Origin of the sequence: Paractinoplanes polyasparticus (assembly GCF_019710575.1) — a bacterium.
In the GTDB taxonomy this organism is placed as follows: Bacteria; Actinomycetota; Actinomycetes; order Mycobacteriales; family Micromonosporaceae; genus Actinoplanes; species Actinoplanes polyasparticus.
Genome location: NZ_JAHWFK010000001.1, coordinates 311,885 through 337,976 on the forward strand (window position 1 = coordinate 311,885; position 26,092 = coordinate 337,976).

Genomic DNA, 26,092 nt, shown 5'->3' on the forward strand with positions numbered 1-26,092 from the left:
GCCATCACCAGCGGCCGACGCCCCAAGCGACGCGCCGGGCGGCCCCCGGCGTGACCGGACGCCGACCAGCTCGAACTGCGCCGACCACCAGCCGGATCGGCCTGCCTGAAAACTCGATTCGTCGAACGTGCTGAAGTTTCTACACTGGGCCGATGGTGCAGAGGAGATCCACGCTGGCCGACGTCGCTTCGGAAGCCGGCGTGTCGAAAGCCGCCGTCTCCCGGGTCATCAACGACGCCCCCGGCGTTTCGGCGCAGACCCGCGAACATGTTCGTCGGGTGATCGCCGAGCTGGGCTACCGGCCGGATCCGATCGCCCGCGCGCTCGCCTCGGGCCACGGGGATGTCGTCGAGCTGGTGATCGTCGACGACACGTCGGTCTTCGGCACCAGCCCTTACTACGGCCGGGTCACCGCCGGCATCCTGCAGGAGCTCACCGGCAGCAACTCCCAGCTGCGCGTGCATGTCATCGACGAGCTGGGCACGGCCGCGCTGCTCAACCGGCTCGCCGCGTCCGTCAGCCTCGGCGTCCTGCTGGTGAACGTGCCGACCACGCTCGCCGCCGACTTCTACCGCGTCTGTCAGCGCGTGGTGACGATTGGCCCCACCGTGCCTGGCCTGCCCTTCGTCGGCTGCGAGAACCCCGAGGGTGGGTACGCCGCTGTCCAGCACCTGTACGAGACGGGCCGCCGCCGCATCGCCGCCCTGCACGGTCCCGAGGGCAACTCGTGCGCCGAGGGCCGCCGCGACGGTTACCGCCGCGCCGTCCGCGACTTCGGCCTGCCCGAAATCTCCGCTACCGGCAAGTTCCGCCGCGAGGCCGGTTACGAGCTGACCCAGCGCCTGCTCGCCGAGGAGCCCGGGATCGACGCCATCTTCGCCGGCTGCGATCTGATGGCCTCCGGCGCCATGCAGGCTCTGGGCAACGCCGGGCGCCGCATTCCGCAGGACGTGGCTGTCGTCGGCTTCGACGACAGCGTGATCGCCGAGTGCGCGAACCCGCCCATGTCCTCGGTCCACCAGCCGGTCGAGCAGATGGCGGCCGCCGCCACCCGCGCCTTGATCAACCGCCAGATCGCTCCGCACTGGCGCTGCGTCTTCCCGGCCCAGCTCCAGATCCGCCAGAGCACAGCCGCGGATCAGTCCCAGTAGTTGAAGAGCGCCTCGCCCAGCGACTCCGGCTTCCAATACCGGACGTCGTACGCGCTGACGGCCGGCCATTCCGCAGCCACGAAGGGACGGGCCAGCTCAGCCGCCGTCATCACCGTGAACTTCCCGTCCCCGGCCAGCGCTTCGGTCAGTTCGGGAAAGTCGACGAACGTCAGCGGTCCCGCATCCTGCCCCGGCCCGGTGACGTCACGCGGCACAGCGACGGCAACGACTCCCGTGTCCCGGCCCAGAACCACCGCGACCGGCCGTTCCCGATAGCCGATGACCCCCTGATGGAAGTTCGGCGTCACGCCGTCGGCAACCCGGAACTCCATCACCCGGCCGCCGGTCTGAACGGCGACCAGATGACAGGTACGGCGGAACTCCCTCAGCCCGTGCACAACCGCACCCTACGAGCCCGAAGCACACGCCTTGACGCCGCGCGGCTCCAGTCGGTCGGCCAGCCGGCGCAGACCGGCCACCGCCATCCGGCGCACGCCCTCCCCACGCTGCTTGGTCAAAGGCTCAGGCAGCACCGGTGCGTCCGGCCGAGCTGACAGCACGTGCCGCCTGGTCGCCTTGTCGGCCAGAATCATGCCAGTGGGATCGAACATCAGTTGACTCCCTTCCATAAACAGACGTGGGCGCCCATGAACACTCGGCGCTCATCATCAATCGCTCGCCACAGCCGCCGGTCACCTCCACCCCGCGCGCTGTCAACGCGCGCAAATAACTGCGTGCGCGACAGCTGCGACGGAGGAACGACAGGCGGGCGCTACTGGAGGCGGTCGCGTAGGGCGGCCAGCGGGCCGTCCCAGTCGCGAGCCAGGGCGCCCAGGAACTGCTGGGCTATCTTCATGGGGGCCGAGTCGAGGCGGTAGCGCACTCGCCGCCGTTCGCCGGGCTCGGGGGTGACCAGGCCGGCGTCGGCCAGCAGGGTCAGGTGCTTGGCGATGGCCTGCCGGGTGATCGGCAGCTGGGCGGCCAGGTCGGTCGCGGTGGCCGGCCCTCGAGACGACAGGGCGGCCAGGATCGAGCGCCGGCTCGGGTCGGCCAGAGCGGCGAAGACCTCCTGCGCCACCGACTCCGGGTCAGAGTTTTCCATCGAGATACGCGACCAGCTCACCCAGTTCGTTCTTCCAGCCCTCGGTGTTACCCGAGAATGCTGCCTTGTGCTCGTCCCCGCTCGCCTGCGCGAACCCGGACTCGATCACCGTCAGCGTAGTGCCGCCACCCGACGGCACCAGCGTGAACTCCACATAGGTGCGCCTCGGGTCGCCGTCGGGCACCCCGTACAGCGGCCAGGTGTAGGCAAACACCGTCGGCGGTTCGACCCGCTCGATGGTCAGGGTCGCCTTGTCGCCACTCTCCCACGCGAGTTTCGCCTCTCCCCCGACCCGCAGGTCGACCTCGGCGGTGTTGCCGAACCACGTGCCCAGCCCTTCGGCGGTCGTGAGCGCCGCCCACACCTCCTCCACCGGCTGCGCCAGCTCCACTGTCCGCTCGATCCGATCCGGAAAACTCATGCCCACTCCCTAATAGCAACCGTTCAGTTGCTACTCAATCTATAGCAATCATTCGGTTGCGTCAACAGCGTCCGTCGACCTTCACCGCGGCCAAGCCGAGCCAAGCGAGGCGCGGAGGGACTGCGCGGAGCGAGCAAGGACTGCACGGAGCGAGCAAGGACTGCGCGGAGCGAGCAGGGGCGGGGCCGGACGCAGGGCGAGTGGGGCCGGAGCTGCGCGAGGCGTGGCGAGGCTGCACGTGGCGAGGCTGCACGTGGCGAGGCTGCACGTGGCGGGGCGGCGCCGCGTGACGTGACGCGGCGCGGGCGCGGCAAAGCGAAGGACGCTACCAAGGTCGGGTCCGGAACAACGCGAGTGCGATTTCGGGAATGGGTTTTGTGCGGTCGGCCTATCGACCGACCGGCTGAGGTAGATGACCGGGTGTGCGATTGTCGCTATTCAAGATCTCGACAAATCTGAAGGTCCGGAAATGGAGCAACGGCAGAGGCTGAGGATCGATGAGCGAACCGGGCAGATATCGGAATGACCCGAGCACATTTCATGCCCAGCAGTACGGCACGCCGGCTCAGTGGGCGCCGCCACCGCAGCATGCGGCCGTGCAGCCTTACAGTCCGCCGGAATACCCGGCGCACCAGCCGCAACCTGCTGCTCTGGCCTACCGGCCGGGCACCGTGCCGCCGCTCGTCTCGGCCGGTGGCCGGCTTGGCGCGGTGCTCCTTGATGTCCTGCTGGCCGTTCTGACGCTCTGGATCGGCTGGTTCATCTGGGCGCTGATCACCTGGTCCGACGGTCAGACGCCGGCCAAGAAATTGCTCGGCCACGTGGTGGCCGATCCGCAGACCGGCCTGCCGTTCGACTGGGGACGCATGGCACTGCGCGAATTCTGCGTCAAAGGCCTGCTCGGCTCGGTGCTCAACATTTGCACGTTCGGCATCTACTTCTGGGTCGATTCGCTGATGATTCTCGGCGACGGCCAGCGCACCCTGCACGACCGGATGGCCGGCTCCGTCGTCCGCCACGCAGACGGCTGAGACGACCGACCACCCGCCGCATCCGAAGACCGGAAGGCCGGCACCGCCTCTGCGAGCGGACCGGCCATCCGTGGTGTCTACGGCTGCACCTGGAAGACCAGGTTGAACGGGGTCTCGGCCACCCGGTGGAAACGGGTGAAACCGGCCTCGGTGGCGGCCTGGCGCAGGCGTGGCTCGCCGGCCTGAGCCCCGAAGGCGGCGCCGACCTCCTGCGAGAGCGAGTTCGGCGTGCACAGAAGGGTCGAAGCTCCGTAGTAGACCGCGCCCACCGGGTTGAGGTTGTCGCCGATCGAGTCGCCCGCGAACGGCTCGACCAGCAGCAGGCTGCCGTCGGCGTCGAGCCGTTCGCGCAGGTGGCGCAGCGCGCCGACCGGGTCGCCCATGTCGTGCAGGCTGTCGAAGAGGCAGATCAGGTCGTACGCGCCGGACAGTTCCTTGGCCCGGCCGACCTCGAACCGGGTGCGGTTGCCGACGCCGGCCGCGGCGGCCTTCTCGTGGGCCGACGCGATCGACTCCGCGTGATAGTCGATGCCGACGACGGTCGACTCGGGGTAGGCCGAGGCGAGCAGAATGGTGGACGCGCCGTGTCCACAGCCCACGTCCGCGACCCGGATGCCCGTGCGCAGGCGTTCGGCCACACCGTCCATCGCGGGGATCCACTCCCCGACGAGGTGCGCGTTGTAGCCGGGGCGGAAGAAGCGCTCGCAACCCTCGAACAGGTCGGCGTGATGCTCGTGCCAGCCCACTCCGACCCCCGTCCGGAAGGCCGTGACCAGCCGATCCGTCGATCGCGTGGCCGCCAGCACGAGTTCGAAGCCGCCGATCACACAGGCGGGGCTGCTCTCGTCGGTCAACGCGATCGCGTGCTCGACCGGAAGTTCGAACCGGTCTTCGCCCACGTAGTCCACATACCCGGACGCCGCCTGAGCGGACAACCATTCGCGGACGTATCGTTCCGCGGTTCCCGTACGGTCGGCGAGCTCGGCCGGGGTCAGCGGCCCCGCACCGGCCATGGCCCGGTAGAGCCCCAACTTGTCGCCGATCACTGCGAGCGACCCGGCCAGCATCGCGCCGAAATCTCCCACCGCCTTGAAGACGAACTCCATGAGTTTCTGTTCGTTCACTGTCGTTGTCGCCGTCATGTCCATGCCCTCCGTGAAAGTTGACGGCACCGTAGCCAGCACGTTTTCCCATCTGTGTCCGTTTGTTGTCCGCGCGCCGGCCGTTTACGGCGCACACTCACGGGCGTGCCGGGCGACCTGCGTGTATGGCTGTTCGGCGGCTTCCGGGCGGAGGTCGCCGGACGTGCCGTGCCCGACGGCGAATGGCGGCGCAGCGGTGCCACTGCCCTGGTGAAGCTGCTGGCCCTGCGCGGCCGCCTGCACCGGGACGAAGCTGTCGACCTGCTCTGGCCGGAGGCGGACCAGGCACTCGGCGTACGGCGTCTGAACAAGTCCCTGCATTTCGCGCGACGCGTGCTCGGGGCCGACCGCATAGCGTTGCGCGACAGCATGCTCGTCCTGACGCCGACTGGCCTGTGGACAGACGTCGACGCGTTCACTGCTGCGGCCCAGCAGGGTGACGCCGAGGCGGCCCTCGCGTTGTACACCGGCGATTTGTTGCCCGAGAACAGGTTCGACGACTGGTCAGAGCCGCACTGCACTCAACTGCGCAACGCCGTCGTCCCACTGCTGCTCGATCGCTCGGCCCGCAGCGAGCCGCACGAGGCGGAAGCGCACCTGTTGCGGCTGGTCGCCCTCGATCCGCTGCACGAGGAGGCGTACGCCCGCTTGATGCGCCTCGAGATCGCCCAGGGGCGCCGGCATGTGGCGCTGCGCTGGTACGACCGGCTGGCCGCCCAGCTGCGCGACGAGCTCGGCGTCGAGCCGCGCGACGACATCCGCCAGATGCACCACAACCTGACCACCACCGCGAAGCCGGACGCACAAACCGCCGCCGGGACGGCGTTTCCGACTCCCTCGCCCGCTGCCTACCCCGGCCGCGTTCCGATACCCGAGCCGGGCTTCCGCCCCTCCGAGCCGACCGCGACTCCGGCACCCCACCATGGCATCCGCGAGACCGATCCCATCGCTACCCGGACACCCAACCCCGGCGACCACCCACCCGGGCCGACCGGGACGCCCTCGCTGGACGCCCGCCCCACCGGCGAAATCCCCATTCCAACAACCGAGCCCGGCAATCGCCCCACCGGCGAGATCCCCGTTCCAGCACCCGAACCCGGCAATCACCCCACCGGGCCGACCGCAGCGCCGACACCCGATCCGGGCACCCACCCGACCGATCCGGCCCCGGCCCGGACGCCTCGCGGGCACCCGGCCACGATGCCTTCGCAAGGCGTCCACTCCCCCGGCGTGCCCACGGCTCCGGCGCCCGCCCAGCACACCGGGCCGGCCGCGACACCCGGGGCCGCCATCTACTCCGCCGGCATGACCACGGCTCCCGCGCCTGGGCCCGGCATCCAGCACAGCGACGAAGAGCGCAAGCTCGTCACCGTTCTGGATGCGGACCTTCGCGGCGTACGCGGTGAGGTCGCCGACGCCGACCCCGAGCGGGCCCGGCGCGAGGTCGCCGAGTGGACCGACCTGCTCCGCGAGGTGATCACGCGGTGGGGCGGCGCGGTGCAGCCGCTCGTCGGCGGCGGCGTGATCGGGGTGTTCGGCTATCCCACCGCCCGCGAGGATCACGCCGATCGGGCGCTGTGGGCCGGCTCCGAGATCCTCCGGCGCTCGCCGGCCCCGATCCGTCTAGGCGCCGACACCGGCCAGATCATCGCCGCATCCGAGCTGTCCGGGATCGGCGGCGCCGTGCTCGACACCGCGGCCCGCCTCCGCGCAGCGGCCGCCCCGCGCACGCTGCTCGTCACCGACCGGACCCGCCGTGCGGCCCTGCGCCCGGAGTTCCACTTCGGCGACCGCACCCCTGTCGGCGACCCACCCCTCAGCGCCCGCCGGCTGCTCGCCTCCCCGGTATTCGGCGCGCCTGCGCTCGCAACCCCACCAGGTTCCACCACGCCGCAAGCCGCCCCGCCGCAAGCCGTCCCGCTGGGCGACGCCGCAACGCGGGCCACCCCGAGAGGCGATGCCCGGCCGCAAGCCGCCCCGCCGGGCGACGCCGCAACGCGGGCCACCCCGAGAGGCGATGCCCGGCCGCAAGCCGCCCCGCCGGGCGACGCCGCAACGCGGGCCACCCCGAGAGGCGATGCCCGGCCACAGGCCGCCCCGCCGGGCGTTGCCCCGCCCCAAATCGCCCCGCCACCGGCCGTCTCGACCCGAACGGCCCCACTTCATGCCGCCCTGTCACGCACCGTCCCGACGGACGCCGTCACCTATGGGTCCCCACCGGACTTAGGCGGCGCGGAAGAGCCGGCCGCGGCCATGCCGCCGGAACCGACGTCGGCCGCAATCCGCTGGCGATCCGAGGCGCCGATGATCGGCCGGGCCGGCGAGATGCGTGCCGTCCTCGGCCTGATCGACGAGGCCGTGACCAGCCGGCGACCCCGGCTCATCACCATCACCGGCGTGGCGGGGATCGGCAAGACACGTCTCGTTCAGGAGGTCGTCGCGCAGGTCGGGGCGTCGCCCCGGCACGGCGGGCTGCGGGTGTTGCGCGGGCGCTGCCTGGCAGCGGGGGACGGCATCACGTTCTGGGCGCTCGGGGAAATTCTGCGCGAGGCCTGCGGCATTCCGCTGGGTGACCCGGATGCGCCGCAGCGCTTGCGGTCGCGTCTGGGGCGCGTTCTCGGCGGGCAGCGGCTCACGCCGGCCGAGCTCGACACGACCGTCTTCGCGCTGGCGACCACCGCGGCGATCCGGCTGCCGGACAACCCGCTCGACCAGGCCGACCCGCGTGACGTGGCCGAGGAGCTGGGCCGGGCCTGGCCCCGGCTGGCGTCCGCGTTCGCCGCCCGGGGCCCGCTGATGCTGGTCGTCGAGGATCTGCACTGGGCCGGCGGTCCGCTCGTCGGCATGCTGTCGCGCCTGGTCACCCGCTCGACCGGGCCGGTCGTGCTGCTCACCACGGCCCGCCCCGAATTCCTCGAGAGCCGCCCGGATCTGCCCGGCGTCTCGATGGTGTCGCTGCAGCCTCTCACCGCCGACGACAGCCGTACGCTGCTGGCCGCCCATCCCCACGCGCGCCGCCTGCCCGCGCAGAGCCGGGCCCGGATCCTCGCCCGCGCCGAGGGCAACCCGTACTTCCTGGACCAGCTGGCCGCTCACGTCACCGAAACCGCGACCACGGGACTGCCGGATTCGTTGCACGCGCTCCTGGCGGCGCGGGTCGATGCGTTGCCCCCGGCCGAGAAGCGGCTCCTGCAGGCCGCCGCCGTGATGGGCCGGGTCTTCTGGGCCGCGCCGCTGCGCGAACGCCTCGGGGCCGACCAGCCCGATCTGCTGGCGGCGCTGGAGAACCGGGCGCTCATCCGGGCTCGCCCGGCCGCACTGGTCACCGGACAGGACGAGTACGCGTTCCAGCACGCCCTGCTGCGGGATGTCGCGTACGCCAGCCTGCCCGTCGCGCAACGGGCGGCCGGCCACGCCGCGGCCGCCGCCTGGCTCGAGGAGGTCTCGCGCGAGCGCATCGGCGAGGTCATCGAACTGGTCGCCGTCCACTACGCGGCGGCGGCGGACGGGCCCGGCGCCGGCGAGTGGACGCGCGGCAAGGCGTTCCGGTCGCTGCTGACGGCCGGGATCGGGGCACGCCGCCGGTACGCCGTTCCGCGCGCCCTCGACCTGCACCGCGCCGCCCTGCGGTACGCGTCGAACCCGGCCGAGCGAGCCGGCGCGCTCGAGGCGATCGGGGACGACCACGAGACCGCGTACGACGGCGACGAGGCCGTCCGGGCCTGGCGCGAGGCCATCACGGCACTGCGCGACGCGCCCGGCCACGGCGACCGGCGGGCCGGGCTCTGCCTCAAGACCGCCCAGATGCTCATCGCCCGCTGGGGCGGTTTCCGCGTGCCCGCCGACCCGGAGCTCGCCGACCGCGTGGTCGACGAGGGTCTGGCCGCCGTCACCGACCCGCCCACGAAGGCGCAACTGCTCTCGCTGCGCGCGCTGTGCGGCGGCCGCTGGGCCTGGACGGGCCGCACCGACCCCGTGCCGGTCACCGGCCGCCGGCGGGCCGCCACCGACGCCGCCGCCCTGGCCGACCGCCTCGGCTCGCCCACGCTGCGCGGCCAGGCCCTGCTGGGCAACGCGGCCGTCCACTTCCTCGAGGGCCGGTACGAGGACGCGGTGCTCGCCGTGCTCGACGAGGTCGCCCTGGTCGAGCAGGAGGGCCGCGACCGCGACCGGGCGCTCGGCCACACCATCGCCAGCCTGGTCGTCGGTGCCGTCCGCGGCGACTACGAGCTGGCCCTGGAACACGCCCACCGCTCGTACGAGTGGGCTCGCGGCCTTTCTCCCCACGACCGCCTGCACGGCACCGCAGCCGTGCTCCTCTGCCTGGAACAGCTGGGCCGGGACGGCGACATCGACCCCTTCCTGGACGAGCACCTGCGTCTGCGCCAGGGCCCGGTGGCCGCGATGGCCTGCCCCTACATCCGCAGCGGCCCGCTCGTCGGCGCGCTTGCCCTGGCCCGCCGGGGCGACCTCCACGAGTCCGGGAGGGCCGCCGCCACGGTGGAACCCGACCTGACCCACCCCGGCAACGCCGAAGTGCTCCGCGCCCGGCTGGCCCTGCACCGCGGCGACGTCACCACCGCCCGTACGCTGGCCGAGCGCCTCGTCGCGATGGGCCGCCGCCCCGGCCCCGAGGAGGTCCCGCACGAATCCCTGCTGCTCGTGCAGACCCTCGAGGCCGCCGGCGACCACGACGCCCTGCGCCGTTTCCTGCCCCGAGCCCGGGCCGCCGCCGGCTACCTGGCCCTGCTCACCCCGGCCTGCGAGCGCGCCGAGGCCGCCCTTCGACGATCATGAACGGCATGCAGCGTTGTGAGATCGACGGCGAAGTGTTCGAGGTGGTGGCCCGCCCCAGGCATCCCGGCGTGTACGACTACAACTGGACCTCCGGGCCCAACCCGCAGTACGGCTTCACCTCGGCCCGTTCCGACCGCAGTTCATCGACGACCGCCGAGCACGAGGCGGCCATTCGCGGATTCCTCGCCGAGATCGACCCCGAGACCGGCTACCTCGCCGACTGACGCGTCCGGACGGGCGATCACGGGTCAGTCGGTGCGACGCTCGCCGCCCGCGCCGTTCAGGCCGTCGACGAGCATCTCCGCCTCGTCGGCCGGGATGGCCATCGTGGTGCTCAGCAGCTCGACCGCCTGCTTGCGCTGCCCGGCTTCAACGAGTGCCGCGATCCGGAGCCAGGCGAACGCGTCCGCCATCGCGTCGTTCCCACCGGGCGCCGCCGGCCACCCGTCCGGCGGAGCAGTGGCGTCCGGAGCCGACCCGTCCCCCATCGCCGCATCCGGAAAGCCCGCGCCGAGTGACGCCGCATCCGCAGGAGACACATCAGACGCCAGCGCGTCGGAAGGGCTGGGAGGACGGGACGCGGCATCGTGAATGCGGGCGTCGGCGATCCGGGTGGCCGCGTCCCGCAGGCGGGTATCCGCGTCCGGTGACGCGGCGGCGGCCCGCGCCTCCATCTCGCGTATCTGAGCGCCCAGCAGGTCCCTGTGGCCGCTGCGGCGCCGCAGAGTCATCGTGATCACCGCGATGAGCGAGGCCGCGACGAAGAAACCCACCATCAGCTCCAGCAGGCTCGCGGCGGTGCCACCGGGGCTCAGGCCTGAATCCAGTCGAACGTGCGGGAGACGGCCCGCTGCCAGTTGCCGTACTCAGTCTCCCGCTTGGCGTCGTCCATCGTGGGGAGCCACTGCGCGGCGCGGTGCCAGTTCTGGCGCAGGCCCTCCAGGTCGGGCCAGTAGTCGACGGCCAGGCCGGCCCCGTAGGCCGCGCCCAGCGAGACCGTCTCGGAGGCCAGCGGCCGCACCACCGGCACGTCGAGCACGTCGGCGATGAACTGCATGAGCAGGTTGTCGGCGGTCATCCCGCCGTCGACCCGCAGCGTCTTCAGGGCCAGGCCGGAGTCGGCGTTCATCGCGTCGACGACCTCGCGGGTCTGCCAGGCGCTCGCCTCCAGCACCGCGCGCGCCAGGTGGCCCTTCGTGATGTACGAGGTCAGGCCCACGATGACCCCGCGCGCCTCACTGCGCCAGTACGGGGCGTACAGGCCGGAGAACGCGGGCACGATGTAACACCCGCCGTTGTCCGTGACCGTGCGCGCCAGCGTCTCGATCTCGGGGGCGCTGGTGATCAGTTCGAGCTGGTCGCGGAACCACTGCACCAGCGAGCCCGTGATGGCTATGGAACCTTCCAGGGCGTACGCCGCGGGCTCGCCCTTGATCTGATAGGCCACCGTGCTGAGCAGGCCGTGCGTCGAGCGCACCAGCTCCGACCCCGTGTTCAACAGCAGAAAACTTCCGGTTCCGTACGTGCATTTGGCCTCGCCCGGGGCGAAGCAGGTCTGCCCGAACAGGGCAGCCTGCTGGTCGCCGAGCGCGGCCCCGATGCGTACGCCGGGAAAGGCCGCCGTGGCCGTGCCGAACACCCCGATCGACGGGCGCACCTCGGGCAGCATCGCGCGCGGGATGCCGAAGAACGCCAGCGACTCGGCCGACCAGTCGAGGGTGTGCACGTCGAGCAGCAGCGTCCGGCTGGCGTTGGTGACATCGGTGACGTGCAGCCCGCCGGTCAGGTTCCAGATCAGCCAGGTCTCCATCGTGCCGAACAGCACCTCGCCCCGCTCGGCGCGCTGCTGCAACCCGGGGTGGTGGTCGAGCATCCACCGGATGCGGGGCCCCGAGAAGTATGTCGCCAACGGCAGAGCCGACCGATGGCGTACGCCCTCCGCGCCCGGTTCCGCGTCGAGCTCGGTGACCATCGTGTCGGTGCGGGTGTCCTGCCAGACCACGGCGTGCCCGATCGGGTGGCCGGTCACCCTGTCCCACAACACGGTCGTCTCCCGCTGATTGGCGATGCCTACCGCCGCCACCTGGTCGATCGTGGCTCCTGCGCGGCGCAGCGCCTCGGGACCGAGCCGTTCCACGTTGCGCCAGATCTCGGCCGCGTCGTGCTCGACCCATCCCGGTTTGGGGTAGTACTGCTTGTGCTCCTGCTGGGCGAGGGACACGAGCTGGCCGCGCCGGTCGAAGACGATGCACCTCGTCGAGGTGGTGCCCTGGTCGATGGCGACCACGTAGCGCTCGGTCATGTTCTTCCTCTTATCGTCGGGCAGCTCCGAGGTCGCGCGACACCGCACGGGCGGCGTCGCGCACGGTGGCCACCAGCTGGGGCCGGGGGTGGTAGCGACTGTCGCAGATTCGTTCGACGTGGCCGGAGATGCCGATGGCGCCGACCACCAGACCCCCGTACGCCCGGATCGGCGCGGCGATGGACGCCTCGCCCGGAGTCAATTCCTCGATGTCGGAGCTCCAGCCGCATTCCCGCACGACCCGCAGGGCCGCGGCGAGCTCGCGCTGGGTGCCGACCGTGCGGCTGGTGAACCGGTCGAGGGAGGCCGGCGGCGTGGCCCCGTACGCCAGCAGGGCTTTGCCCAGGGCGGTGGCGTGCATCGGCAGGAGGTTGCCGACGTCCAGCGTCTGAAAGGTGTCGTCGGGCCGGAAGACGTGGTGGACGACCAGCACCTGTCCTTCCAGGACCGTGCCGATGCGCACCGCCTCGCCGCTGCGCGCCGCCAGCGGGTCGGCCCAGTTGATGGAGCGGGAGCGCAGCTCGTTGACGTCCAGATAGCCCGTGCCCAGTCGCAGCATCGCCGCCCCGAGCTGGTAGTGCCCGGACGCCTTGTCCTGCTCGACGAAGCCCACCTTGCGCAGCGTCTGCAGAATTCCGTGGGTCGTTCCCTTGGCCAGGTCGAGCGAACGCGCGATCTCACCGAGCGACAGCCGGCCCGCGCCGCCCGCGAGCAGGCGCAGGACGGCCGCAGCCCGCTCGATGGACTGCACTGTTCCCGGCACGTTACGACACTATGACGACCAGCGGCGCGGATCGAGGCCGCCGTTCGACATTGTCGAATGGCGTTCATTGTTAGTGCCGGTGCGGCTACCTAGCGTCCCTGGCAGGTTAACTTCAGGAGGGGCAGATGGCCGCACGACTGAAGATCCCGGGAGGCATCGTCGCCGAGTTGGCGGCCGAGTTCGCCGGGACCATGATTCTCATCCTGTTCGGTGTCGGGGTGGTGGCCCAGGTGGCCGGCGCCGGCATCGGCGACCACGACAGCATCGCCTGGGCCTGGGGCCTGGGTGTGGTGCTCGGCGTCTACGTCGCCGGGCGCGTCAGCGGGGCGCACCTCAACCCCGCCGTCACCATCGCGCTCGCCGTCTTCAAGGGCTTCGAGTGGCGCAAGGTCCTCCCGTACAGCCTCGCGCAGTTCCTCGGCGCCTTCGTCGCCGCGCTGATCGTGCGCTGGAACTACACCGAGGTGCTGCACGCCGCGGACCCCGGGCTCACCATCAAGACCCAGGGCGTCTTCTCGACCCTGCCCGGCAACGGGACCCTGCCGGTCGGCGAGTGGGGCGCGTTCCGCGACCAGATCATCGGCACCGCGCTCCTGCTGTTCCTGATCCTCGCGGTCACCGACGTGCTGGGCACTCCCCCGCAGGCCAACCTGGCGCCGTTCATCGTCGGCCTGATCGTCGTGGGCATCGGCATGGCCTGGGGCACCAACGCCGGCTACGCGATCAACCCCGCGCGTGACTTCGGACCGCGACTCGCCAGCTTCCTCACCGGCTACGGCGGCGCATTCCGCGACCAGACGGGGTATCTCTATTTCTGGATCCCGATCGTGGCGCCCATCCTCGGCGGCTTGCTCGGCGCCGGCCTGTACCAGGGTTTGATCGGCCGGTTCCTGCCCAACCTCGGCGAGCCGGAGCCAGGACGGATCCCCGAAGAGACCAACCAAGAGAGTGCGGAGGCACGCAATGGCTGACTTCGTCGGCGCCGTGGACCAGGGCACGACCAGCACCCGATTCATGATCTTCGATCACGGCGGCAACGAGGTGGCCCGCCACCAGCTCGAGCACGAACAGATCCTGCCCCAGGCGGGCTGGGTCGAGCACAACCCGGCCGAGATCTGGGAGCGTACGGTCACCGTCGTCCGCACCGCCATGCAGAAGGCCAACCTGGGCGCGAAGGACCTGGCCGCGCTGGGCGTCACCAACCAGCGCGAGACCGCGGTGGTGTGGGACCGCCGCAGCGGGCGCCCCTACTACAACGCGATCGTCTGGCAGGACACCCGCACCGACCGCATCGCCTCGGCCCTCGACCGCGACGGCCGCGGCGATGTGATCCGCCGCAAGGCCGGGCTGCCCCCGGCCACGTACTTCAGCGGCGGCAAGATCCAGTGGATCCTGGAGAACGTCGACGGGGTGCGCGAGGCGGCCGAACGCGGCGACGCCATCTTCGGCAACACCGACAGCTGGGTGCTGTGGAACATGACCGGCGGCGTCGACGGGGGCAACCACCTCACCGACGTCACCAACGCCAGCCGCACGATGCTGATGAACCTCGAGACCCTCGACTGGGACGACGAGCTGCTCGGCTTCTTCAACATCCCGCGTCAGATGCTGCCCGAGATCCGGCCCTCGTCCGACCCGAACACGTACGGCGTGGCGCGGTGGCCGGGCACGCTCGGCGGCGAGGTGCCGCTCACCGGCGACCTCGGCGACCAGCAGGCGGCCACGGTCGGGCAGGTCTGCTTCGCCCCGGGCGAGGCCAAGAACACGTACGGCACCGGCAATTTCATGCTGCTCAACACCGGCACCGAGTTGGTCCGGTCGGAGAACGGCCTGCTCACGACGGTCTGCTACAAGTTCGGCGACGCCGCCCCGATCTACGCCCTGGAGGGGTCGATCGCGGTCACCGGCTCGGCCGTGCAGTGGCTGCGCGACCAGCTGCACATCATCAACGACGCCTCCGAGAGCGAGCGCCTGGCGTCCGAGGTGCCGGACAGCGGCGGCGTCTACTTCGTGCCGGCGTTCTCCGGGCTGTTCGCGCCGTACTGGCGTTCCGACGCCCGCGGCGCCATCGTCGGGCTGTCCCGCTTCAACACGAGCGCGCACATCGCCCGGGCCACGCTCGAATCGATCTGCTACCAGAGCCGCGACGTGGTCGACGCGATGGCGCAGGACTCCGGCGTGACACTCGATGTCCTCAAGGTGGACGGCGGCATCACGGCCAACAACCTCGCCATGCAGATCCAGGCCGACGTGCTGGGCGTGCCGGTCAGCCAGCCGGTCGTCGCCGAGACCACGGCGCTGGGCGCGGCCTACGCGGCCGGCCTGGCCGTCGGGTTCTGGAAGAACACGGACGAGCTGCGCGAGAACTGGAACGAGGCGAAGCGCTGGCAGCCGCAGTGGTCCGAGGAACAGCGCGCCGACGGTTACGGAAAGTGGAAGAAAGCCGTCGAACGCACGCTCAACTGGGTGGACGTGGACTAGATCATGGCTGTAGCTCTCTCCCCGCAGTATCGGGACTCGGCGCTGGCCGCGCTGGCCGGCGCCGAGCTCGACGTCCTCGTGGTCGGCGGCGGAGTGGTGGGCGCGGGGGCGGCACTCGATGCCGTCACCCGCGGCCTGTCCACCGGCCTGGTCGAGGCGCGCGACCTCGCGTCCGGCACGTCCAGCCGATCCAGCAAGCTGCTGCACGGCGGCCTGCGCTACCTCGAGATGCTCGACTTCGCCCTGGTCAAGGAGGCCCTGCACGAACGCGACCTGATCGTCTCCCGCCTGGCCCCGCACCTCGCGCGGCCATTGCGGTTCCTCTACCCGCTCAAACACCGCGCGTGGGAGCGGGCCTACGCCGGGGCGGGCGTCACGCTGTACGACACCATGGCGCTGGGCGGCGGCATGCCGCGTCACCGGCAACTGACCCGTACGGCGGCGCTGCGGGCCTGCCCCGCACTGCGCAAGGACTCGCTGGTCGGCGCCATCCAGTACTACGACGCGCAGGTCGACGACGCCCGGCACACCATGTTCCTGGCCCGCACGGCCGCGTCGTACGGTGCGCACGTGGCCTCCCGCGCGGAAGTTGTCGGTTTCCTGCGCGAAGGTGAGCGAGTCACCGGCGTACGCGTGAAGGATCTGGAAACCGACCGCATCTTCGAGGTACGGGCCCAGCAGGTCATCAATGCGACCGGGGTGTGGACGGACGACACCCAGGCGTTGGTCGGCGAGCGCGGGCAGTTCCATGTGCGCGCATCCAAGGGAATTCACCTGGTCGTTCCGCGCGACCGCATTCAGTCGACCACGGGTCTGATCCTGCGGACTGAGAAGAGCGTGCTGTTCGTCATTCCGTGGGGGCGGCACTGGATCGTCGGCACTACGGACACGGACTGGTCGTTGGACAAGGCGCACCCGGCCGCGTCCAGCACCGACATCGACTACCTGCTGGAGCACGTCAACACCGTGCTGGCCACGCCGCTTACCCGTACTGACGTGCAGGGGGTTTATGCGGGGCTGCGGCCTTTGCTCTCGGGCGAGTCGGAGGCTACATCGCAGTTGTCGCGCGAGCACATGGTCGGCAGTCCGGTGCCGGGGCTTGTGGTCGTTGCCGGCGGTAAGTACACGACGTACCGGGTGATGGCACGCGATGCCGTGGACGCTTGTGTGCACGGTCTGGGTCGTTCTGTGCCCAAGTCGTGTACCGACCGCGTGCCGCTGGTGGGGGCCGAGGGTTACCCCGCCTTGTGGAATCAGCGCCGCATCCTGGCCCAGCAGTCTGGGCTGCACGTGGCCCGGGTCGAACACCTGCTGGGGCGGTTCGGCTCCCTGGTCCGCGAGATCATCGACCTGGTGGCGGCCGACCCGGCTCTGGGGGCGCCGTTGGCCGGCGCGGAGGACTATCTGCGAGCCGAGATCGTCTATGCCGCGGCCAACGAGGGGGCTCGGCACCTGGAGGATGTGCTGACCCGCCGTACCCGCATCTCGATCGAGACGTTCGACCGTGGGGTCAACTGTGCTCAGGAGGCTGCGGAGTTGATGGCCGGTGTGCTGGGGTGGACGCCTGAGCAGACTGCTCGTGAAGTTGAGAACTACCGGGTTCGTGTGGATGCTGAGCGGGAGTCTCAGGAGCAGCCTGATGATGAGACTGCCGATGCGACTCGGCTGGGTGCTCCCGATGTCGTTCCTGTGACCGCTACTGAAGTTGCCTGACGGTTGGTTGCGCTTGGACGGCTGGGACCGAGGGTGGCCTTTCAGGGCTGGAAAGGCATACGCCCTGAAGGCCACCCTCGGTCCCAGCCTTGCGTGGTTTCCAGCTTGCGGTTCGTTGTGGTCGGCGCTTCTCTTGGGGCAGGGCTGGGCTGGGGAAACCCGTGCCGGTTCGTGGTCTGGCTTCCGCTCTGTGGACGGAGCTATGACTTTCTCTCACTCGGGCGGGGCTGGGTGGTGGGTTGCGCGTTCGCACCGTGCCGGTTGCGGTTGACGTCGTGCAGACTCAGATCTATGTGGTTCCTTCTGGGTGCGCCTTGGGACTCTTCGGGTAGTGGCCGTGGGGAGGTTGAAGCGCCTTCGGCGCTTCGGCGAGCCGGGCTTTCTCGGCTTGTCGACGTTGACCTGGGTGACGCCCCGACTCACATCACCAGCACCGAACGGGACGAGGCCACTGGCGTTCGTGCGTTGCCCGAGACCGTCGCGGCCGCACACACATTGGCAGCCGCCCTGCGAAGCGGAATGACTGAGCACCCGAATCATCGGCCCCTCATCGTCGGCGGTGACTGCAGCCTGCTCCTCGGCGTCTTCGCTCATCTCCGAGTCTCCATCGGCGATGTTGGGCTGTGGATGGTCGACGGCCATCCCGACTTCGTGGACCCGCAGGCCTCCGACACCGGCGAGACAGCGGACTCAGAACTCGCCCTCCTGGTCGGTGATGGCCCCGCCGTGCTGACTGGCCTGGCCGGCCCGACCCCAATGGTGAATCCGCGTCACGTGGCCCTGATCGGCCACCGCACGACCGGCCTGGACCCGGACTCCGCGGCCGAACTCGCCCGCCTGCCGCGTGAGATCCAGACCGGTCCCGACGCCCTGACCGCGGACTTCGGCATACCCACGTGGCTACACATCGACGTGGACGTCCTCGACCAGGCGGTGATGCCGGCCGTCACCTATCCACAACCCAACGGGCCCGACTTCGACCTGCTCTCGAGAATGCTGGCCACGCTCGCAGCCTCACCACATCTGCTCGGCATGAGCATCGCCGACTACCGTCCAGACCTGGATCCGGATGCTACGTCCGCGGCCGCACTCGTCGCCCTACTGGGCCAGATGCTGTGAACTCTCGGATCTGCTCATCCTGCTCCCCCGGCACACTCCGAAGTCGTCAAGGACGGGCTCGCCCGTCAACCCTCTCGGCCCGGTCGGCACGGGCCATGTGCGACTCGCAGGCGCAGCCTCCGAGCGGCCCGATCAAGCTCGCTCCCCAGCCGGCACTCGGATGACTATTTTCGACCAGCGGACCAGCTGCGACGGTCGTTCTTCAACCAACTGCTTGCACGCGCCTCATCAGGGCGCGGCGGATTCCTACGAGGCCCGCGCCCGATCTCCGAGCACGGGGCGCCGTCGCAGAATGGGCGATCTGTGCGCTTGGCGGCAGAGAGCTCCGGCGGCCAGGAGCGCGGACCGGCTCTGACCCTCCGGAACCTCGATGTGGTCGACGATCCGCCCCAGCCGGTCAGGTGCGTGGCGTTCGACCCGCCCCAGGAGTTCGTGATCGGCTCCTGCCGATCCACAGAGTGCCAGGTCTCGCACGCCCACGCGTGCCCGGACCGATTCACGTCGGCATCACAGCGCGTGAGGGTTCCTGTAGGCCACCGCGCCCGCTCGGCGGCAGATCCGGATACGGAGTGGTACTGCTCGCGGCATCTGCTGTCCGCCGACCCGCCTCCTTTGCGTACCCTCCCCAGCAGGATCTCACTGTGTCGGGAGCGACTCGCTCAAACTGGATCGGAGACGCGTCTTGAGTTCGACCCACGAGTTCACCGTCGACGGTATGAGGCAGGTCTACCACGTGGCCGGCCACGGCCCGGTGTGCGTCGCGCATTCCGGCGGTCCCGGCATGGACGCCGGTTACCTTCGCTCGGCCGAGCTCGAGCGGCATTTCACCATGGTCTACCTCGAGCCGATCGGCACCGGCGCCTCCGGCCGCCTCGCCGACCCAGCAGGGTACGTGCTCGACGCATATGTTCGTCATTTCGCTGCCCTGGTCGACCACCTCGCCGAGCCGGAAGTACATGTCCTCGGCCACTCGCACGGCGGTTTCGTCGCCCTACGCTATGCGCTTGAGAACCCGGATCGGATCTCCGGCCTCATCCTGTACGACACCTCGCCGGTCACGGGACCGGACTTCCGGGCCGCGGCGATGGCCGGAGTGGCCGCCTATCCCGACCGCTATCCGGACGTTCCCGAGGCCGCCGCCATCCCGGCGGCGTTCCAGGAGGCGGAATCAGCCACAGACGACGAGGGATTCAGCGCAGGGCTGCGTGCGACCATCCCGGTCTACTTCGCCGACTACTGGGCCCGCCGTGCGGAATTCGCCCCGTTCGTGAATGATCTGCGAGTCTGGTCGGAACCAGCCGGTGCAGAAGACCCAGCGCCGTTCGACATGCGGCCCCGGCTGGCTGAGATCATTGCCCCGACCGTGGTGATCGCCGGGGCGCAGGACTTTATCGGTGGCCAGCCTTGGGCGGGGATGCTGCACTCCGGCATCCCCGGCTCTCACTTGGTCGTCCTACCGGACAGCGGGCACTTCGGCCACATCGAGCAACCGGATGAATTCCTCCAAGCAGTACTACTGACCCGCTGACGAGCCACGTCATGCACGGCCGTCTCGTCATCCGGCCCGGTCACGGCCGTGGGCCGGTCAGCGGCCCCGGGTTGCCGTCGCTCAGCGCGCAATGGTCGAGGCGCTCACCCAACGCTGAACCGCTCGTAAAAGGGGAAGCATTGCACCGTCAAGCACGGACGGCGGCAGAAGAGGATGTCGTCGAGTAAGGCGCGCCCGGCTGGCGAAACGCCGAGGGAAACTGATCCAACCACGAATCTCACCGTGCCGAGCGTAACGCCGCTAGCCGCGGCAGGACGAAGTCGCATCTCGTTTGGGCTGAGCGGCCAGCGCGAACGACCGCCGGACGAGGTGTCCCCACGGAGAGCTGAAGGGCCTACCTGTCGAGCTGCCACGCGAATGCGAGGTTAAGTGATCACTATGTGATCAAACCGACGATTCGAGTCGTTGCATTCGGGCTTTCCCAGCACGGAGCCCCTGACCAAGCTTCCTCACATGCTGAGTTGATACGCCGGGCGAATAATCTTCACGATAGTAACTTGACAGAGTTGTATGATGCATGCCTAATGGGTTGACTCGACCGACAGAATTCTAACGTCACGAAGACTCGATGGATTGAATCCTGACTGAATACAAAGCCTGCGTCGCCTCCTGGGAGGTGCTTGATGGAAAACCCCGATAATGATCATTTTCGAGAGAGTGGTGATGATGATCAAGAGGAATCTGATTCAATAGATGATCCAGGGGAATATGATCCTATAGCCGAGCTCTATGGGGCAGATCCGGACGAAGCGCCTGGCTTCCATGACCTTATATGGGGAAGTACCGTTGACCTTAGCGCAGCGTCAATGGTGGGCATGAGCGCGCAAGTGACATCTGCTCACGAAGATGCGCACAAGTACCTGAACGACAGTACAGAGTACGGGATCATGCTCAAGGCTGCTGCGTTACTGCATTCGAGGCAGGTTGACAATCCAAAATATGAAGCGATAGTTGGGCGGTTGAGGCGCAGTTCGCGAAACGTGCATGAAGGCTACGCGACATTCGCGAGTGTCTGCGATGTTGCCCTTGGCGATAAGGCGGTGCTGATTGGCTCACCCGAGTATTTAACATGGTTCGAGAACTTCAGTACGCTTGTCCCGGCTCCGGACCATTGGCGGCTGAAGCACATTTCCGCCGGCGTTGTTGCCGAGATGTGCATGAGGGTTCCATGTCTACAGTATTTGATCGATGGTGGAATTGATCGAGAAGAGTCGTGGCACGTTAGCTTCGACAAAACTCCCGACCGTCGGTTCGCAGAGCTTCATGCGCTCGCAAGCAGCACTTTCTGGTACGGCGTTCTACAGGAATGCCGGTCGCGAATGTCAGCTGAACAGGTGCGGATATTCTGTCCGGAGGAGCCGGAGCGTCAGAGCTTTGACTTTACCTATTCGCCCGATCATGACGACCTTGTATCTGAGCTATATTTGGTAATATCAAGTCACCTGCAAGCGCTAATGGAACGTCACGGGATGGCTGCTCCAAGCCTTAATCGAGCAGCCGCTGTAGCTTTGTTGGAGCGCCTTGCACCGTCTGCGCTTGACCCTGCGATATTCGAGAGGGGCGCAGGCCTTGAACCCGAGGTGTCCGTCGTGGATTCCTATTTCCAGCATAACATTGTCCTGAGGCCGACGAAGGTTTCAGCCAGGCTCTTGTCTCTACGTGAGCATGTCGATCTAGTCGCCCCCTTCACATTTGATGAACGCGACGAGCCCGGAATTTGCCACGTCTTGGTCGGCCTTGGTCAGTACTTCGGCCGAAGGTTTTCACTTCCAACGCACCAGGCTTTATGGCTGTTCGCGCATGCGGACGAAACATTTGCAGTAGCACTAGGGGTGCCAGACTCGGACGGCACTCACACGCTGTTGTTGGCTGATAGCAGCGACCAGGTTGTAGAGGCAGTTAACACGCTTGACAATTCTGTGAGGTTGAACGTCTCAGTGGCCTCGTCCTCTATGGTTCCAAGATTGCATGATAAGTGGAGGCCACTGCTGGAGGGGTGCGACCACAAGTCGATTCTCCAAGATTTTTCGCTTGGTCAGCTATTGGCTGCCTTCAAGAAGGGCAACGAGCGCGTCACGTACTGGCGTAACGTAATGAAAGTTGGGCCGGGAAGAGGCATTTCGGTCGTGGTTATAAAAACAGATCGCATAACTGCTCCAAATATCATTATTTGCACGAAGACCCAAAGCAAGGTGCTAGAGAACTACTTTGACTATCATTACCCAGATGCGACAGACGCGACGGGTGACGCGGCCTTTGCGCTGGACGAGGATTCCATTCGGCTCGGTTTTCTGATTAACCTCGAAACTCTCCACGCCGTGAAATACCCTTGGATTACCGCGCTTCCAGAAACGGACAACTCTTAATGAGCACTCTATTGGACATGCTCGTCGAATCAGACACCTCGACGCAGGCCGAGGGTCTAGTCACGTTAACTAGTGCTGACCTGGCGGCGTTATGGACATCGCTCACCGACAACAACCAATCCTTCGCCGACCGGCAGGGTTTGCAGGCCTTTCTTGAGGCCACCCGCGCTGGTTCGTCTCTACCGGATGCGGAGGGCGACTTTCACTTTCGTCCAGGTGGTTGGGAAGTAAACCTCCACCGCGCAGTGGCACATTCTGTGATCGCCAGCGCACTCCTAACCGGAGTTTTGGCAAGCCTCGGTGCGACGCAGGTACCTGCAGCCATCGCAGCTGCGGTTGTTCCGCTTCTATTCGACTTCAACAAGGCCAAGCTTACCGAGCGGCAGAAGGTGATTCATCTAGAACTGACGCGGGCGGCTGAGACTCTCGCCGAGTCGCACACTCGCGACGAACTCTATGCGCTACTAACGCCGGAAATGCGTCAGCAGGTTAACAAGCTCGATTTCGTCGATTTTCTAGAGGCGTGCAAGCGCGCCGGATTGCTCGATAACGCGGACCGGCCAAACGAAGTAATCCTGCGCCCTCCGAATTCAGAGCGATTCCGAATCACCCTGAAATAGGGTTCTCATCAAGGCTGCGAATGCACGGTATCCACCCAATTGCCTCTCTGTCATGCCAAGTCTTGGATAGGGCATCGAGATCCCGAACACGAATCCTTTTACACTCGGTCCAGGATGGCTGGGCGTGCAGGGTCATGCCAAGCCGATATTTTGTTAACTGCGTCGAGCTGCTGCTCCAAATCAACGCACTCAACTCGGCAGTTCAGCACGTCGGCTAAGTCACGCAGCCGACCACGGATGGTGATGGCCTGCCGCGGGCCGGCACGCACGCTCGGCGGCAGATCCGGCTGGGGTCATTCATCGGTTGCGTCGGCGAAGAGCTCGGGGAACGTTCGGCGCATCTCGGCGAGCGCGCGACCGTTGTGGGAGATATCGACCATCAGGGCGGCACGGAACGCGTCAGCGAACTGCGCCACCGGCGACTCCGGGAGGGTCCCGTCGATCAGGGAGAAGGCCTGTTCGTGGCGCCAGCCGAGCGGCGCTTGCTCCCCTGCCGTATACAAAACCGGGTCCGGAGCCGGTGTCAGACGGCGCCGTGCGGCCTCTCGGGCGCCGGCCGCAATTGATTCCCCACGGTCGAGGGCGTCGCGAAGCGGCGTGAACCAGGGCTGGTCCAGCAGCTCGGCCTTCGTAAAAGCCCAGTCGCGCATCCATCCGACGGCCGCTCGCACGAGGCGCGGATCCGCGAGGGCCAGTCCGACTGCCAAGTCCTGGTCGTGGCTGGCAAGCCAGAGCCCTGCCTTGCCGGTGGCCTTAACCCGGGGGTCGCGGATGCCGTAGATCGACCACGGGTCGTCGAGCGGGTCGTACCCGGACGCGGCGTCGGCCACATCGTCCTGCGCCTGCGCGAGCACGTCCGGATCGATCTGAGCGCCGAGCGGATCCGGGACGAACACGCATCGGAACACCACGTTCTCCAGCAGAGTGGGCGTCAGCCGCACGCCGGTGAGGTGGTGCATCAGCGCGAGTGTCCGCGCCTGGCATTCCTCATCGTCCTGTGCGCCGAAGCCGAACTCGGCGAGCACGTCGTCAAGCCGATGCGGATCGCTGCCTGACCGACTGTCGTCGCCTGCCGGGCAGAAAGCCACCCGCACGTCACCGCCGGCGGCCCACAGGAACTGGGGCTTGGCGTGCTCGCTCCGGTAGAACGTGACCTGTTCACCGTTGGCGGATAACGCCTGCACCACGTGCTCATCGATGCAGAAGGAACCGTTCGGCTCCACGATCATGATCCATCCACCGGCATCGGCCACCGCCAGGAACGCCAGTCCGTTATTGGGATCGAGAGCACCCGCGTGTGGCAGGTTCCCGCTTCCCTGAATGTCGATCGGAGCGACGCTGCCGAGCCGAGCTAGTACCTCGCCAGGGCTGGAAGCCCGGACGAAGGTCAGGCAGAAGTCCAAGCCCAGCGCCAAATCCTGGGAGAACCACCGAAAGTCTCCCACCGCAGAAGCCACAGATCGAGCTTGCCGTCCCGCCGCCCTACCCGGGCAGGAACATGGAAATCAGCTGCACGAACCCAGCAGCGTCACGAGGGCGACAACTCAGGTTTCCGGATCAAGACATCCGCAGACCCGAAGCCACGCAAGGTAACGAGGTGCCGCTGCCATGCACGCACTACCGGCGGCAGATCCGGATAGAGATGCCGGCGAGCATGGCGGAAAATCAGGCTATGAGTAGCCGAGGTGCCAGATGGTCGTGGTCGAAGGTAGGTGCGGTTCCGCTGCATCAGCTTGACCTGGTGCTCGAGCTGTCGCGAGTATTCGGACGCAATAACGTATATTCCTGCGGCCGAACACCTCACCGATCTCCTCGCCGGGCTACCAGCACCCGAGCGCGAACGTCTTGGCCGCAGTGAAGTGAAATTGCCTGCAAAGGGGTTCGCGGCTTCAGACAGCGTTCTTCGCCGGCCTCGCGGAAATCCAGTTCCAGCGGCGTCCGGCCGGGTGCCAGGATGTCGCGATGACGCACACCATTAGAGCGGTCCGGGCTGAGGACTGGACCTTGGCCAAGGAAATCCGGCTCGCCGCGCTGCGGGATCCGGCCGCACTCATCGCCTTTCTTGAGACGTACGACCAGGCCGCCGCGATGCCAGACGAGTTCTGGCAGGGGCGTGCGGCGGGTGCGGCCGAGGCGCTCTTCCGGGCGGCGCTGGAGTGGTCATGGGCCCTACCGGAGCTGCAGATCGAGCGTGTGCGGCTCTACGTGCACGAGGACAACGCGCGGGCCGAGGCCATGTACGAAAAGGTCGGGTTCGAGCGGACCGGCGCCACCATGTCGTCCGTGGCCGGCCGTGAGCTCGAGCTCGCCATTCAACGCTAGCGCTGCCGCTGTCGTTGGTGCTGCAACTCTGACAGACCAGACGAATGGTGTTAGCTGTTGCGTTCAATTGTCGGGCGGGGCGCACTGTTCTAGGCATGACAGTGAGCCTGCCCCGGTGATGTTGGCCCCGGCGAAGATCAGACAGGCGTCTCCGGACGTCGTACAAGGCGTGCAGGAATATTCGAACCTCGCGACCAGCGGCAGCATCATCGATCAGGCGCCTGATTATTGGCGCGCGCGGTTCTGGTGAAGCGGTCGGCCAGGTGGGCGAACGCTTCGGTCAGTTCGGGCGGGCCGATGACCTCGATATCGGCGTCGTAGCGGGCTATGGCGGCCGCGAGGCTGGGCCACGACCATGATCCGAGAGTCACTCGGCAGCGGTCCGGGCCAACCGCCTCGATGAGGCCGTCGCGGGTGTAGAGGGCCACGGTCGTAGCAGGCAGGTCCAGGATCACTGTGCCCCGGCAGGGCCAGTTGCCGGAGGTGTCGGCAGAGCCGCGGAACTTGCTGATTGCGTACGCTGCCACGTCGCCGCCCGGGAGTTCGCGTGGGGTGAAGCGGGGGCCGTTCGGGGTTCGTACGGTGATGCGGTCCGCGCGGAAGGTGCGCCAGTCCTCGCGGTCGAGGTCCCAGGCGATCAGGTACCAGCGTCCGTCCCAGGTGATGACGTGGTGGGGCTCGACCCGGCGCGGCGGCTGGTCGCCCTGCGAAGAGCCGTAGTCGAAGCGCAGCACCTCACAGGCGTGTACGGCGGCGCTGATCGCCAGGAGGATCTCGCCGTCGACCGGGGTTGTGGGGCGGGTGGCGGGGCGTTCGACGGCGGTTACCTGGAGGGCCGCGACGCGGTTGCGGAGGCGGGACGGCATTACCTGGCGGATGGTGGTGAGGGCGCGGGCGGCTGCCTCGGACAGGCCGTCGCCTGAGTTGGTGGCGGCTACCTGCAGCGCGATGGTCAGGGCTACGGCCTGTTCGTCGTCGAACAGCAGGGGCGGCAGTTCCGTGCCGGCGCTGAGGCGGTAGCCGCCGTCGGGGCCCTTGATGGCGGCGATCGGATAGCCGAGTTCGCGGAGGCGGTCGACGTCACGGCGCACTGTTCGCAAGCTGATATCGAGGCGGTCGGCCAGTAGGGTGCCGGGCCAGTCGCGGCGCGCCTGTAGCAGCGAGAGCAGCGCCAGCAGGCGGGCGGAGGTCTTCGGCATGAATCTGATTCTGC

Annotated in this window: 22 protein-coding genes; 12 read left to right on the plus strand and 10 right to left on the minus strand. The window is 68.1% G+C overall.

Going from position 1 to position 26,092, the window contains the following annotated elements; genetic code table 11:
• Window positions 1-152: 152 nt before the first annotated feature.
• Window positions 153-1,151, plus strand: coding sequence for a LacI family DNA-binding transcriptional regulator (locus KXC43_RS01460; protein WP_221374014.1), 999 nt, complete (start codon window positions 153-155; stop codon window positions 1,149-1,151).
• Here KXC43_RS01460 and KXC43_RS01465 read toward each other — a convergent pair.
• The 4 genes from KXC43_RS01465 to KXC43_RS01480 all read right to left on the minus strand — a co-directional run bounded on the left by KXC43_RS01465 (window position 1,139) and on the right by KXC43_RS01480 (window position 2,674).
• On the minus strand, window positions 1,139-1,549 hold the full coding sequence (locus KXC43_RS01465) for a hypothetical protein (RefSeq protein WP_221374015.1): 411 nt from the start codon (window positions 1,547-1,549) through the stop codon (window positions 1,139-1,141). The genes KXC43_RS01460 and KXC43_RS01465 overlap by 13 nt on opposite strands.
• 9 nt (window positions 1,550-1,558) lie before the next feature.
• Window positions 1,559-1,762, minus strand: coding sequence for a hypothetical protein (locus tag KXC43_RS01470; protein WP_221374016.1), 204 nt, complete (start codon window positions 1,760-1,762; stop codon window positions 1,559-1,561).
• A gap of 161 nt (window positions 1,763-1,923) precedes the next feature.
• Window positions 1,924-2,253, minus strand: coding sequence for an ArsR/SmtB family transcription factor (locus KXC43_RS01475; protein ID WP_221374017.1), 330 nt, complete (start codon window positions 2,251-2,253; stop codon window positions 1,924-1,926).
• A complete protein-coding gene (locus KXC43_RS01480) occupies window positions 2,240-2,674 on the minus strand; it encodes an SRPBCC domain-containing protein (RefSeq protein ID WP_221374018.1) in 435 nt (144 codons plus the stop codon). The genes KXC43_RS01475 and KXC43_RS01480 overlap by 14 nt, the downstream gene beginning before the upstream one ends.
• 497 nt (window positions 2,675-3,171) lie before the next feature.
• Here KXC43_RS01480 and KXC43_RS01485 point away from each other — a divergent pair, with 497 nt between their 5' ends.
• Window positions 3,172-3,705 (plus strand): RDD family protein, encoded by a 534-nt coding sequence (locus KXC43_RS01485; protein ID WP_221374019.1) that lies wholly within the window; start codon window positions 3,172-3,174, stop codon window positions 3,703-3,705.
• A gap of 77 nt (window positions 3,706-3,782) precedes the next feature.
• On the opposite strand, the gene KXC43_RS01490 is transcribed toward KXC43_RS01485, so the two are convergent.
• Complete coding sequence (locus KXC43_RS01490) at window positions 3,783-4,847, minus strand: class I SAM-dependent methyltransferase (RefSeq protein WP_221374020.1); 1,065 nt, start codon at window positions 4,845-4,847, stop codon at window positions 3,783-3,785.
• 105 nt (window positions 4,848-4,952) lie between these two features.
• Between KXC43_RS01490 and KXC43_RS01495 the strand changes: the two genes are divergently transcribed.
• Both KXC43_RS01495 and KXC43_RS01500 read left to right on the plus strand, forming a co-directional pair.
• The gene (locus KXC43_RS01495) at window positions 4,953-9,644 is read left to right on the plus strand and encodes an ATP-binding protein (protein WP_221374021.1); all 4,692 of its coding nucleotides are present in this window, start codon (window positions 4,953-4,955) and stop codon (window positions 9,642-9,644) included.
• A 5-nt stretch (window positions 9,645-9,649) separates the two neighbouring features.
• A complete protein-coding gene (locus KXC43_RS01500) occupies window positions 9,650-9,868 on the plus strand; it encodes a hypothetical protein (RefSeq protein WP_221374022.1) in 219 nt (72 codons plus the stop codon).
• 24 nt (window positions 9,869-9,892) lie between these two features.
• On the opposite strand, the gene KXC43_RS01505 is transcribed toward KXC43_RS01500, so the two are convergent.
• From KXC43_RS01505 to KXC43_RS01515, 3 genes are read right to left on the minus strand one after another with little or no spacing between them, the layout of a single operon-like run.
• Window positions 9,893-10,420: a hypothetical protein gene (locus KXC43_RS01505; protein WP_221374023.1), complete on the minus strand. Its 528-nt coding sequence runs from the start codon at window positions 10,418-10,420 to the stop codon at window positions 9,893-9,895.
• 35 nt (window positions 10,421-10,455) lie between these two features.
• Window positions 10,456-11,946, minus strand: coding sequence for a glycerol kinase GlpK (gene glpK / locus KXC43_RS01510; protein ID WP_221374024.1), 1,491 nt, complete (start codon window positions 11,944-11,946; stop codon window positions 10,456-10,458).
• Window positions 11,947-11,956: 10 nt separating this feature from the next.
• A complete protein-coding gene (locus KXC43_RS01515) occupies window positions 11,957-12,709 on the minus strand; it encodes an IclR family transcriptional regulator (protein WP_221374025.1) in 753 nt (250 codons plus the stop codon).
• A gap of 125 nt (window positions 12,710-12,834) precedes the next feature.
• Here KXC43_RS01515 and KXC43_RS01520 point away from each other — a divergent pair, with 125 nt between their 5' ends.
• From KXC43_RS01520 to KXC43_RS01550, 7 genes are all read left to right on the plus strand, one after another.
• The gene (locus KXC43_RS01520) at window positions 12,835-13,680 is read left to right on the plus strand and encodes an MIP/aquaporin family protein (RefSeq protein ID WP_221374026.1); all 846 of its coding nucleotides are present in this window, start codon (window positions 12,835-12,837) and stop codon (window positions 13,678-13,680) included.
• Window positions 13,673-15,190 carry a glycerol kinase GlpK gene (glpK, locus tag KXC43_RS01525; RefSeq protein ID WP_221374027.1) on the plus strand — a complete coding sequence of 506 codons (1,518 nt, stop codon included), beginning with the start codon at window positions 13,673-13,675 and terminating at the stop codon, window positions 15,188-15,190. Before KXC43_RS01520 ends, glpK (KXC43_RS01525) begins: the two co-directional genes overlap by 8 nt.
• A 3-nt stretch (window positions 15,191-15,193) precedes the next feature.
• Complete coding sequence (locus tag KXC43_RS01530; RefSeq protein ID WP_221374028.1) at window positions 15,194-16,903, plus strand: glycerol-3-phosphate dehydrogenase/oxidase; 1,710 nt, start codon at window positions 15,194-15,196, stop codon at window positions 16,901-16,903.
• Window positions 16,904-17,194: 291 nt separating this feature from the next.
• Complete coding sequence (locus KXC43_RS01535) at window positions 17,195-18,022, plus strand: arginase family protein (RefSeq protein ID WP_221374713.1); 828 nt, start codon at window positions 17,195-17,197, stop codon at window positions 18,020-18,022.
• 733 nt (window positions 18,023-18,755) lie between these two features.
• Window positions 18,756-19,550 (plus strand): alpha/beta fold hydrolase, encoded by a 795-nt coding sequence (locus KXC43_RS01540; RefSeq protein WP_308128919.1) that lies wholly within the window; start codon window positions 18,756-18,758, stop codon window positions 19,548-19,550.
• A 644-nt stretch (window positions 19,551-20,194) separates the two neighbouring features.
• The gene (locus KXC43_RS01545) at window positions 20,195-21,937 is read left to right on the plus strand and encodes a hypothetical protein (protein ID WP_221374030.1); all 1,743 of its coding nucleotides are present in this window, start codon (window positions 20,195-20,197) and stop codon (window positions 21,935-21,937) included.
• 17 nt (window positions 21,938-21,954) lie between these two features.
• On the plus strand, window positions 21,955-22,557 hold the full coding sequence (locus KXC43_RS01550) for a hypothetical protein (protein WP_221374031.1): 603 nt from the start codon (window positions 21,955-21,957) through the stop codon (window positions 22,555-22,557).
• A gap of 293 nt (window positions 22,558-22,850) precedes the next feature.
• Here the strand turns inward: KXC43_RS01550 and KXC43_RS01555 are convergent, their stop codons facing one another.
• Window positions 22,851-24,014, minus strand: a complete 1,164-nt coding sequence (locus KXC43_RS01555; RefSeq protein ID WP_221374032.1) for a DUF6461 domain-containing protein — start codon at window positions 24,012-24,014, stop codon at window positions 22,851-22,853.
• Window positions 24,015-24,519: 505 nt separating this feature from the next.
• Here KXC43_RS01555 and KXC43_RS01560 point away from each other — a divergent pair.
• On the plus strand, window positions 24,520-24,879 hold the full coding sequence (locus KXC43_RS01560) for a GNAT family N-acetyltransferase (protein ID WP_221374033.1): 360 nt from the start codon (window positions 24,520-24,522) through the stop codon (window positions 24,877-24,879).
• 206 nt (window positions 24,880-25,085) lie between these two features.
• Here KXC43_RS01560 and KXC43_RS01565 read toward each other — a convergent pair whose 3' ends face one another.
• Window positions 25,086-26,078 (minus strand): helix-turn-helix transcriptional regulator, encoded by a 993-nt coding sequence (locus KXC43_RS01565; RefSeq protein WP_221374034.1) that lies wholly within the window; start codon window positions 26,076-26,078, stop codon window positions 25,086-25,088.
• Window positions 26,079-26,092: the final 14 nt, after the last annotated feature.